Genomic DNA, 3,704 nt, shown 5'->3' on the forward strand with positions numbered 1-3,704 from the left:
TCCTCTTCGTCGGCAGCGTCAGATGTGTATAAGAGACAGACACACATTAACGCAATGGGATTATTAATGGGGGCGCGTTAAAAATAAAAAGAGTAGGGGAGATATAATGACGGCGTGGACATTAGCGGTTAAACGTTTTTATTTCGTTAGTTATCTTTTGAAGGCGCGATATAAACGCTGACTGACTGCGGTATACCAAAAAATAAAACTGAATTCATGAGACTGGCGAACTGATTAGCATAAATACAGTAATGGGATGAGGCAGGTTGCTTTGCCCCGGCGCGTGACCGGGGCTTCGTCCGACAAAGTGTCAGGTTTTTTTTGCGACGATGACGGCGCGAAGCGGGGCGGGATAGCCTTCGACCGTTTTGGTGCTATCGGTCGGATCGAGGAAGTCCGCCAGCGACTCGCTGACCATCCAGTCTGTGCGCCGCTGCTCCTGTGTGGTGGTAACGCAAAGGTCGACAACCCGGACGTCCACAAAACCGCATTTTTCAAGCCACTGTGTCAGCGCTGCAGGGGAAGGAAGGAAATAAACATTGCGCATCTGACCGTAGCGTTCGCCTGGCACCAGTACGCTGTTTTCATCCCCTTCAATAACCAGCGTTTCCAATACCAATTCGCCGCCGCTGACCAACTGATCTTTCAACTGCCACAGGTGGTCCAACGGAGAGCGCCGGTGGTAAAGCACGCCCATGGAAAAGACGGTGTCAAACGCGGCCAGCGCAGGCAACTGCTCAATGCCCAAAGGTAAGACGTGGGCACGACGGTCGTCGCCCAGCAGGCGGCGAACGGCTTCAAACTGACATAGAAACAGCTGCATAGGATCGATACCAACCGCCAAGCGAGCGCCTGCGCCCACCATACGCCACAGGTGATACCCGCTGCCGCAGCCGACATCAAGAATGTGACGATCCTGCAAGGGTGAGATATGGGGCAACACGCGATCCCACTTCCAATCCGAGCGCCACTCGGTGTCGATAGAGACGCCATAGAGCGAGAAGGGACCTTTACGCCACGGCATCAGATTACGTAGCAGCTGCTCAATGCCTGCGCGCTGGCCGTCGGTGATGTCGGGCATCATCGTAGCCGAGACGCTGTTTTGCAGGTCAAGCGAGGTGGGCGTCAGTTCGGGCAAGTGTTCCAGCGTGTTGAACCACTGCTTAAATCGACCATGCAGCGACTCTTGCTGCCACTGGGTAATTTGCGCCGGCAATGTGTTGAGCCAGTGGCTAAGCGGCCCGATGGCGATCTGCTGATAAAAGCGTCCGAAGTCGATCATTGTGCCGCCTCCGCTTTGATAGCCAGCAGGGAACCGAAGTTGAAGCACTGGAACCAGACGTCGCTGTGTTCGAAACCAGCCTGTGCCAGACGCGCTTTATGCGTGGAGACGCTGTCCGTCAGCATGACGTTTTCCAACATGCTCCGTTTCTGGCTGACTTCCAGCTCGCTATAGCCGTTAGCGCGTTTGAAATCATGGTGCATGTTGAAGAGCAGATCGCCGACCGTGTCATCGTCAAAACTGAATTTTTCAGACAGGACCAGCGCGCCGCCAGGCCGCAGGCCTTCATAAATCCGCGTCAGCAGGGTTTGGCGCAGTTCCGGCGCGACAAACTGTAGGGTGAAGTTCAGCACGACCAGCGATGCATTTTCGATCGGCGTGTCCAATACGTCGGCTTCGCGAACGTCGACGGGCGTGTCGGCGCGGAAAGCGTCGATATGACGGCGGCAGCGTTCGACCATCGCGGGAGAGTTGTCAACGGCGATGATCTGGCAGCCCGGCACCTGAATGTGACGACGCATGGAAAGCGTTGCCGCGCCCAGAGAGCAACCCAGGTCGTAAACATGCGAGTTGGGCTGAACAAAGCGCTCGGCCAGCATTCCGATCATGGAAATAATATTGGAGTAGCCGGGCACCGAGCGCTGGATCATGTCGGGAAAGACCTCGGCCACGCGTTCGTCAAAAGTCCAGTCTCCCAGATTGGCGATGGGAGCGGAAAAAAGCATATCGCGGTTGGTCATAGCGGAAAAACACATGTGAACAAGAAATTGGGGCGCATTCTATCAGAAACGCGGAGTAAAAAGAGAGCGTCAGAACATACGGTAAGCGCGGGGGGAGCCCGTCTTACCGTTAGAGAAGGGTTATCGCAGGGTCAAGATCAGTTCCCAGGGCAGATAATACAGGTTCGCCAGCACCATCAGCGTGAGAGAAAGGTAGGTCGACATCATGCCATAGCGACGCCAGCGGAATTCGCGCTGCCGCAGACCATAGTAATGAAACAGACGACCGAGGATCAGCAGAATGCCGCAGAGATGGATCATGCCGATTAATGCGCCGTTCATCTCCATCAACACCAGCATGATGGCGCCGATAGGAATATATTCGACGGCGTTGCCGTGAACCCGAATCGCGGTTTGCAGTTCATAAAATCCGCCGTCGCCATAGGCGACACGGTACTGCATCCTGAGTTTTACGACATCAAAGGAAAGCTTGATTAACAACAATGCACCGAGCACCACGTATAGCGTGCTTACCATTTTCTACTCCATTGCCTGTCCAAAGCGGCTGGCAGAATAATAGCCTCTCTTTTGCCCGACTGTCGCCTGAAACGGCACGGTTTTTTATCTAAAATTTTGCTTTAGTACGACTTGAGTATAAGAAAAAGAACTAATAAATGCCTTGTCTGACAGGGTTAAAACAGCGTGGACTGTTCCGGCCAGTGCGGACACGGCGGCATATCCGACAGGACGGCGCTCAGTTTAGGCCAGAGAAGACGTGCCAGCTCCGGCGCAAAGCCAATATCCGGCGTGTGAATAAACAGGTAAGGCGTGTTCTCGGTCTGCCAATGAGCCAGTTTGGCGATCCACGGCTCGAACCAGCGCTGGTTCTCTTCCTGGCTATCGTTGCCGATAAATCGCACGAATGGCTGTGAGGCGGTCACCACGGCGTGTACGGGAACACGCGGTTTTTTGCGCTGAGCCTCTCGCATCGCTTCACTCTCGGCTATCGCGCTATGGACCGGCCTGCTGTCCATAATGACTCTGTTGACGCCGCGCTGATGAAGGCCCTGATTCAGCCGACGCTCGTCCTCGCCTTTGGCGAAAAATTGGGGGTGGCGAACTTCGACGCCGTAGCTATAGCCTGACGGCAGCGTATCCAGAAACTGCCATAGGTCCGGTAGTTGACCGGGACCGAATGCGGCGGGTAATTGCAACCACAGCTGTCCCATTCGGGCCTCTAGCGGCGCCATACAGCGAAAGAACTGCGTCACTTCCGGCTGGCACTCTCGCAGCGCCGCCTGATGGCTGATGGTCGACGGAAATTTGAAGCAGAAACGAAAATCATCGTGCGTCATGTCCCGCCAGCGCAAAACGACTTCCGCGGACGGCAGCGCATAAAACGTGGTGTTGCCTTCCACGCAGTTAAAATGTCTGGCGTAGTCCGCCAGATCGCGTAATCCCAGTTTTCCCCAGGCCGCGTGCTGCCATTGCGGCAATCCGATATACATAGGTCTGCGTTCTGCCTTCTATTCCGTGTGCGTGGTTAACGCCTGCTCGATGTCGGCGCTGTTCCGAACCCGCGCGATGCGCGGGAAAATATGCGTCATACTGCTCTGATGCTGTTCCGTACTGCCGGCGCTGCACAGGTCTTCGGCTATCACGAGGTTATAGCCGTGCTCCCAGGCGTTGCGCGCGGTGGACTC

General features: G+C 55.2%; 5 protein-coding genes. All 5 read right to left on the reverse strand.

What is annotated here, in order from left to right:
* Positions 1-310 precede the first annotated feature (310 nt).
* The gene (gene cmoB / locus Q7O77_RS15500; RefSeq protein WP_304169397.1) at positions 311-1,282 is read right to left on the reverse strand and encodes a tRNA 5-methoxyuridine(34)/uridine 5-oxyacetic acid(34) synthase CmoB; all 972 of its coding nucleotides are present in this window, start codon (positions 1,280-1,282) and stop codon (positions 311-313) included.
* Positions 1,279-2,022 (reverse strand): carboxy-S-adenosyl-L-methionine synthase CmoA, encoded by a 744-nt coding sequence (cmoA, locus tag Q7O77_RS15505; protein ID WP_304169400.1) that lies wholly within the window; start codon positions 2,020-2,022, stop codon positions 1,279-1,281. The genes cmoB and cmoA overlap by 4 nt, the downstream gene beginning before the upstream one ends.
* A 120-nt stretch (positions 2,023-2,142) precedes the next feature.
* Positions 2,143-2,538, reverse strand: coding sequence for an MAPEG family protein (locus Q7O77_RS15510; RefSeq protein WP_026741399.1), 396 nt, complete (start codon positions 2,536-2,538; stop codon positions 2,143-2,145).
* A 155-nt stretch (positions 2,539-2,693) separates the two neighbouring features.
* A complete protein-coding gene (locus Q7O77_RS15515; RefSeq protein WP_304169403.1) occupies positions 2,694-3,509 on the reverse strand; it encodes a DUF72 domain-containing protein in 816 nt (271 codons plus the stop codon).
* Between the two features lie 18 nt (positions 3,510-3,527).
* Positions 3,528-3,704: isochorismatase family protein (locus tag Q7O77_RS15520; protein WP_304169405.1), on the reverse strand; the 177-nt coding region annotated here is incomplete at its 5' end.

Origin of the sequence: Lonsdalea britannica, from assembly GCF_946477055.1 — a bacterium.
Classification (GTDB): domain Bacteria; phylum Pseudomonadota; class Gammaproteobacteria; order Enterobacterales; family Enterobacteriaceae; genus Lonsdalea; species Lonsdalea britannica_A.

What these genes read in the sequence shown, in the direction of transcription:
- cmoB (WP_304169397.1), bottom strand. Translation starts at nt 1,282, where the DNA reads ATGATCGACTTCGGACGCTTTTATCAGCAGATCGCCATCGGGCCGCTT.
- cmoA (WP_304169400.1), bottom strand. Translation starts at nt 2,022, where the DNA reads ATGACCAACCGCGATATGCTTTTTTCCGCTCCCATCGCCAATCTGGGA.
- Q7O77_RS15510 (WP_026741399.1), bottom strand. Translation starts at nt 2,538, where the DNA reads ATGGTAAGCACGCTATACGTGGTGCTCGGTGCATTGTTGTTAATCAAG.
- Q7O77_RS15515 (WP_304169403.1), bottom strand. Translation starts at nt 3,509, where the DNA reads ATGTATATCGGATTGCCGCAATGGCAGCACGCGGCCTGGGGAAAACTG.